6 protein-coding genes are annotated in these 5751 nt (G+C 46.0%); 3 read left to right on the top strand and 3 right to left on the bottom strand.

Annotated elements, in window-relative coordinates; genetic code table 11:
* The 3 genes from TOI97_RS13015 to TOI97_RS13005 all read left to right on the top strand — a co-directional run.
* Positions 1-852, top strand: an 852-nt coding sequence (locus TOI97_RS13015; protein WP_321554560.1) for an RNA-guided endonuclease InsQ/TnpB family protein, incomplete at its 5' end; no start/stop codon positions are given.
* A gap of 79 nt (positions 853-931) precedes the next feature.
* Complete coding sequence (locus tag TOI97_RS13010; RefSeq protein ID WP_321554559.1) at positions 932-1141, top strand: DUF3565 domain-containing protein; 210 nt, start codon at positions 932-934, stop codon at positions 1139-1141.
* A 113-nt stretch (positions 1142-1254) separates the two neighbouring features.
* A complete protein-coding gene (locus TOI97_RS13005) occupies positions 1255-1737 on the top strand; it encodes a GNAT family N-acetyltransferase (protein WP_321554558.1) in 483 nt (160 codons plus the stop codon).
* Positions 1738-1838: 101 nt separating this feature from the next.
* On the opposite strand, the gene TOI97_RS13000 is transcribed toward TOI97_RS13005, so the two are convergent.
* The 3 genes from TOI97_RS13000 to TOI97_RS12990 all read right to left on the bottom strand — a co-directional run bounded on the left by TOI97_RS13000 (position 1839) and on the right by TOI97_RS12990 (position 5324).
* A complete protein-coding gene (locus TOI97_RS13000; RefSeq protein WP_321554557.1) occupies positions 1839-3308 on the bottom strand; it encodes an MDR family MFS transporter in 1470 nt (489 codons plus the stop codon).
* A 51-nt stretch (positions 3309-3359) separates the two neighbouring features.
* Positions 3360-3932: a TetR/AcrR family transcriptional regulator gene (locus TOI97_RS12995; RefSeq protein ID WP_321554556.1), complete on the bottom strand. Its 573-nt coding sequence runs from the start codon at positions 3930-3932 to the stop codon at positions 3360-3362.
* Positions 3933-4013: 81 nt separating this feature from the next.
* Complete coding sequence (locus TOI97_RS12990; RefSeq protein ID WP_321554555.1) at positions 4014-5324, bottom strand: ComEA family DNA-binding protein; 1311 nt, start codon at positions 5322-5324, stop codon at positions 4014-4016.
* Positions 5325-5751: the final 427 nt, after the last annotated feature.

Raw genomic sequence — 5751 nt, 5'->3', positions numbered from 1 at the left:
TGCATTGCAGGTGAGTATGTCACACGCCGCAAGCAGTTTAAGAAGGTGCGGCTGAACTGGCGCAAATCAGGCGGTGTACGCCGCTCACTGGGCTGGATACCCGTCAATACAGGTGCGGCGCAATGGAAAAACGGGCAGGTCTACCACAACGGCCACTATTTTAAAGTGTGGGACAGCTACGGCTTGAACCAATACAAGTTTCGCTCGGCCAGTTTCAATGAAGATGCCCGTGGCCGCTGGTACTTCAATGTTGTGGTTGATGTGGAGGTCGAACCAAGCAAAGGCCAAGACCAAGACCGTATCGGTATTGACCTTGGCTTGGCCGACATTGCCACCTGCTCGGACGGCACCAAGCTGGAAGCGGGCCGCTTCTATCGTGGCCTTGAGGAAAAATTAGCCATAGCACAACGGGCTAGAAATAAAACCCAAGTCAAAACCCTTCATGCGAAAATCGCTAACCGTAGAAAAGACGCATTGCACAAGTTCAGCCGTATGCTGGTCAATTGCTGCGGTGAAATCTATGTGGGCAACGTCAGTAGTTTAAAACTCGTTAAAACCACGATGGCCAAGTCAGTGTTGGACGCTGGCTGGGGTCAATTAAAAACAATGCTGGACTATAAATGCGCTCACGCAGGCATTGTTTTTAAGGAAGTGAACGAGGCATACACCACCCAAACCTGTTCGAGTTGCGGCAGTTTGCCCGAGTCGAGGCCGAAAGGTATCGCAGGACTTGGAATAAAAGAATGGACGTGCAGCGGGTGCGGTGTCACCCACGATCGCGATATCAACGCGGCACGTAACATTCTCGCGGCCGGGCATGGCCGTCTAGCAGTAGGAATCCCCGTCCTTTAGGTCGGGGAGGATGTCAACCCTTAGGTGTGCCTGCCGCTAGGCAAACTGAGCATGTATGCTAATAATCTGTTAGGTGTTTATGAAACAAGCAATCTTGGGGTTCCACAAAGATGATTTCGATGATTGGGTTGCAGAATTAGCTTGCGGCCATTTCCAGCATGTTAGGCACGATCCTCCTTGGCAGAATCGGCCTTGGGTTGAAAAATTGGAAACACGCAATGAAATGCTCGGGTATCTTTTAAACTGCAAGAAGTGCAAGGCGGGTGCTCCACCTGATGAAAGGGTTTAATCACCCTGTATCAACTCACCTAATAAGTTCAGTCAGCGACGCCCATTAATGGTGTCTTCGGTGGGGCGCATGCTGTGAGCATTGTGGCTTGAGTGAGAGTAGGAGAATAACGAGTGGGTTACGAAATTCAAGAAATTCAAGCAAAGTATAATGCTAAAATTTGTGCAATTATCAAGAGAGTTGGTCAAGAGTTTGGGGCTATTGGTGAAGGATTTGGGCCTTCTGATCCTGAAGTGAATGCCATGAGCGAGCATTATACAGATTCAACTTCTAGCAAATATTTGGTTGCAATCGTAAATAATGACATTGTTGGTGGTGGCGGAATTGCTCCTTTTAATGGGAGTGCGGACGTATGTGAATTGCGTAAGTTATTTTTACTTCCTGAAAGTCGCGGTCTAGGTATAGGTAAAAAGCTTACTGAAGAGTGTCTAGCCTATGCTAAAAGCAAAGGATATAAGCAATGCTACCTAGATACTTTAAAGAGTATGACTTCAGCAATATCACTTTATGAGCGGCTTGGTTTTAAGCATTTAGATGCACCATTAGAAGGTACGATTCACGGTGGTTGCGATGTGTGGATGTTAAAAGCGCTGTAACTTGCACAGATATAGAGGCAGGCAATAAGGTCTAAAGATCACACCATAAAATGAAAAGCCTCCATCACTCACTAAAGTAAGGAGGCTTTTTTCAGTTCTATTTATCGTTTTTTCGATGGGCTTATAAAAAAGGATATAACTAAGCCGCTGATCGCTAGCACAATGCCTAAAATAAAGGCTGTTTGCACGCCAGCAGTGAGTGATGCACTTGTTACAACAGGGTCGGAAGAGGCTGCCACGGCTTTCAAGAAACTATTTTGAGAAGCCGACATGATGGTGATCGCCAAGGCCGTTCCTATTGAGCCGGATACCTGTAACAAGGTGTTGATCAAAGCCGTTCCATCTGGGTAAAGGTTTGTTGGCAGTGCGTTTAAGCCGTGTGTTTGCATCGGCATTAAAACGAGTGTCACGCCAATCATTAGGGTTGCATGCAAAAAAATTGCCATTGGAATAGAGGTTTCAGTGGTGACATTCGATAGGTTCCATAGCATCACTAACATAATGATAAAGCCGGGGGCAAACAGCCATTTGGGGCCAAACTTATCATAGATGCGCCCTGAGACTGGTGACAGTAGGCCATTGATTGCACCGCCAGGCATCAAGATAAGACCGGCGGTAAATGCTGAAAGTCCTAGTCCTATTTGTAGATATAACGGCAGCAGAATCATGGATGAAAGAATGATCATGAAGGTGATGGAAGCGCTTAATAAGGCTAGCGTATACACTGGATACTTTAAAACACGTAAATCCAGCATCGGTTTTTCAAGCTTAAACTGTCTTGCTGAGAACAAAATGAGAGATAGTAAGCCAATTACAATAGCGCTAATGACGGGTAAGCTTCCCCAACCTTTGTCGGCTGCAATACTAAACCCGTATACAATGCCGCCAAAACCTAAGGTTGATAACACTATTGAAAGCACGTCAATTTTTGGCTTGGTCAGCTCTGTTACGTTTCTTACATAAATCAGGCCATAGATCAGTGAGAAAGTAAGGAAAGGCAGGAGAAACCACAGAATCCAGTTCCAGCTCCACACTTCAATAATCAGACCGGCAGCTGCAGGCCCTACTGCAGGTGCCGAGAGCATGACAAGTCCAATCAGCCCCATAATTGTTCCTCGTTTTTCAATAGGAAAAATAATGAGCGCTGTATGGAACATTAGGGGAATGAGTAAACCTGTGCCGACCGCTTGAATAATACGCCCGAGCAGTAAAACACTGAAAGATGGCGCTATGCCTGAGACGATGGCACCCACAATCGAAAACAGTAACGAAGCAACGAATAATTGTCGCGTACTAAAAGATTGTATTAAGAGGGCAGAGACGGGTATGACGATACCCATAGTCAGTAAGTACCCCGTAGTGATCCACTGCACAGTCGAGGACACCACATCCAACTCAAACATTAAGTTGCCAAGCGCCATATTTAAAGCTGTTTCGCTAAACAAACCAACAAAACCAGCCACAACAAAGGCAATTAATATGGGGACGGGTCTTATATCTGTCTGGGAGTGTGTTGAATTTTTGGCTGGTGATAAAGCACTTTCATTTTGCTCAACGTCAATGCTAGACATTAAAAAATCTCTTCAATGATGAGTTTAATTTTGTGGGGAGGGTAGCGTTAGTTATTTTTGAGCCAGTAAGAACGGGATTTGATTAGCGATAGCTTCGAGGGGTTTACCACTTTTACTGGTTAAAGCTAATAAAATGCCGCCTTCCGTTAGCGCATGAAAAGTAACAGCTAAGCTTGTGGAGTCTTGTGCGCTGTATCCTGCCTCAAGAAATTTTTCGGCATAAATGGCTTGCCAGTCCTTAAAAGTCGAATCACAGGCTAGGCGGATTGTTTCGCTTGTAGTGTGTGTTTCTCCTGCGATGGTTCCAATCGGGGAGCCAAGAGGATCGCCACCTTCACCAAACGCTTTAGACAGCTCGTACACATAGGTTTGAAAAGCATCCAGTGGGTTGGAAGCATCGGCGAAAACTTGCTGAATGTCTTCGATAACAAGTTGTTTAGTGTAATTGATCGCTGCCGTTGCCAGTTGCTCTTTGCCTTCTGGAAAGTAATGGTAGAGCGAACCTTTAGGGACACCGCTCTCAGCAATGATGTCATTCAAGCCAACGCCACAATATCCGCGTAATTTAAACAGACGTGATGCGGTTTCAATCAACGCGTCTTTCGGCTTCAATTTTTTATCCATACCTAACAATCCTATTAAATTATAACGACTGGTCTATTAGTATGGTAAAAGGGTGCTGAACCCCTGTCAATACTTGCAGCCTTAGAGTGTCACTCCTGCGCGTTCAATATCAGCCAAGCGCGCAGGGCCAATACCTTTGATGGCTTTAAGCTGTGAAACATGGGTGATGGGTCTCAAACGGATAATATCTAGCGCCCGATCAAAGCCAATATGCGGCAGTGTCTGCAATTGCTCAAAGGAGGCGGTATTGAGGTTGATTAAGCCGTAGGAATCCGGTGCAGACTGCATAAAGTGAGCTGCGCTAAGGTGATCAACTGTAGACGCCGTCTCAGAGACATTCTGATCAGTGGCTTGTGGTTCGACGCTTTGCGGTTCAACCATTTGAAAGCATAACTGTGCGAATTCAGCGAATATTTCTAACAGTTTTTCTTGCAAAACTGTGCGTGGCTCGAGGGCAACAATCCAATCATCAGTATTGAGAAATGCTTCGATACGCTCCTGTTCGGGGAGGCATTCGAACAGTTGTTGCGCGAATAAAGCTGTGATGGCATATGGATCAGCGTGAGCGTGCTCTAGGTGTGCTGTGCGAACGGATTCTAATCGCTGCGCTATCTCTTCAAGTTCAGAAAAGCTGATATCCAATACTGGCTCGCTGTTTTGGTTGATGTCAGATGGTTGTTGATGTTGGGTTAAGCGTGTCGCTGCGGCTTGGGCTGTTAAGCCGCGCCCCCAACCAGTGATCACTAACAAGAGAGCGGCTCGTAGCTGGGATGCGGTCCATTGACTGACAGGTGGGTGAAACAGCTGTGCAGTACGTTCCAAGTTGGCCTTGATTTTCTTATTGCGCCGGCGCGTTAAAGCGGCATTTAAGCGTTGCGGTAGACTGCTAAGCCAACACCATAGCAGCGTTAGAGTGTGACCAAGGCCTTGAAAAATAAAAGCTAATACCACCAAGGAGGCTTGCAGAGCAGCAGTTATGAGCATGCCAAACATAAAGATCATTTGAATGTTGGCAGCTTTTTTACCACGCAATTGCACGCCTGCAATTTTAACGGAAGAACGATTGGGCTTGATCAGGTTAAACGTGCCTAAGGCATTGCGTGTTGATACACTCACGCCGCTTTTCGATAGGTTAAGGCGCAGCGGACCACGACCATAGCGGCCGCGCAGTACAAAGCGGCCATTTTGTAAAGCGACTTGTGTGCCTGGAGTGACCTGGGTTGAGACTCGCACACCGTGTTTACTGTTGGCTGTAAGTGTCAGTCCTGCAGCTTTGACCTGCTTGCGTAAGGCAACGCCCCCAGTACGACTGATGCGTAAATGCTTAGAGCGATGCTCAATACGTCGTTGCTTACCGTATTTGTCCTTCTTACCAATATTAAAAAAAGCCATCTGCGCCTCCTGCGAGTCATCGATAAAACTGTGAAGTATTACTTTCGGCTGCCCACATGTGATGAGCGCCGAACAGCAGTCGTAATTTGCTTCATCTGTTACACAGTGGTTGCCTTATTGCAACACGGGGGCAAATTAGGCCGCTATAGTTAATTTTTTCTTTGCGGAATAACAATAAGAACCATATTAAGTTATTTGTAAGCTTTCATCCTCTGCATGATTATTTGAGTGGAGTTACATACGATGTTTTCTTTAATTAAGAGAATAGTTTGTGTTTGGCTAGATATTTATAAGCTGTAACGTAAGCGCCCTTAAATCAGCATCTATCATCGCGCATTATACCGCCTCACACTAATACCTGTCTTTTTGAAAGGGGTATTGGTGATGACTTCACAAGAACGCCAGCAGTTCTGGCAGCAATACATTG

Source organism: Denitrificimonas halotolerans, assembly GCF_034259425.1.
GTDB lineage: Bacteria > Pseudomonadota > Gammaproteobacteria > Pseudomonadales > Pseudomonadaceae > Denitrificimonas > Denitrificimonas halotolerans.
Note: the sequence above shows the minus strand (reverse complement) of the source record. Positions and strands in the feature narration are given on the sequence as shown.

Bases quoted from the DNA above. Each gene is read 5' to 3' on its own strand.
- TOI97_RS13010 (WP_321554559.1), top strand. From the start codon at position 932: ATGAAACAAGCAATCTTGGGGTTCCACAAAGATGATTTCGATGATTGG.
- TOI97_RS13000 (WP_321554557.1), bottom strand. From the start codon at position 3,308: ATGTCTAGCATTGACGTTGAGCAAAATGAAAGTGCTTTATCACCAGCC.
- TOI97_RS12995 (WP_321554556.1), bottom strand. From the start codon at position 3,932: ATGGATAAAAAATTGAAGCCGAAAGACGCGTTGATTGAAACCGCATCA.
- TOI97_RS12990 (WP_321554555.1), bottom strand. From the start codon at position 5,324: ATGGCTTTTTTTAATATTGGTAAGAAGGACAAATACGGTAAGCAACGA.